2 pseudogenes are annotated in these 479 nt (G+C 46.3%); both read right to left on the bottom strand.

The window, feature by feature from the left end:
- Positions 1 to 90: pseudogene (locus GBN19_RS16020) on the bottom strand (IS630 transposase-related protein); the annotation flags it as partial.
- 30 nt (positions 91 to 120) lie between these two features.
- Positions 121 to 479: pseudogene (locus tag GBN19_RS15560) on the bottom strand (IS66 family transposase); the annotation flags it as partial.

The raw sequence follows: 479 nt of genomic DNA, 5'->3' as shown, positions 1-479 counted from the left end.
AATTTCAAATTGTGCAGCTACCGCTCGAATAGAATAACCTTCCTCAAGCTTAGCTAAAATTTTACGTCTAAAATGTTCTGAATAACTCATTGCACCATTGTATTGGTTTTATAATGATTTGACTATATTGGCAGCTCGTTGGCCGCTGCGCAGCGAGCCAGCAAACAGCCAGTTCTTACGTCCCAACGCCCAGGGGCGCATCTGATTCGCAACCCAATTATTATCTATAGGTAAATTGCCATCATCCAGATAGCGGCTTAAGGCTGGCCAACGCTTCAGCGTGTAATTGATGGCCTTGGCGGTGGCAGAACTCGATGGCACCGTCAGATGATGTTGGTTGAGCCATTCATATAGTTGTTGCATCACCGGTTGACTATGCTGTTGTCGGTATTCGCGGCGCTGTTCTGCTGTACCATCGGTCTTTCTCCTGAGTTCTGCTTCTATGGCATACAGTTTCTGAATCAGCACTAAGGCCTGTT

Origin of the sequence: Acinetobacter brisouii, assembly GCF_008993995.1 — a bacterium.
GTDB classification, from domain to species: Bacteria; Pseudomonadota; Gammaproteobacteria; order Pseudomonadales; family Moraxellaceae; genus Acinetobacter; species Acinetobacter brisouii_A.
The sequence above is the reverse complement of the archived record's forward strand: the minus strand, read 5'-3'. Positions and strand labels throughout refer to the sequence as shown.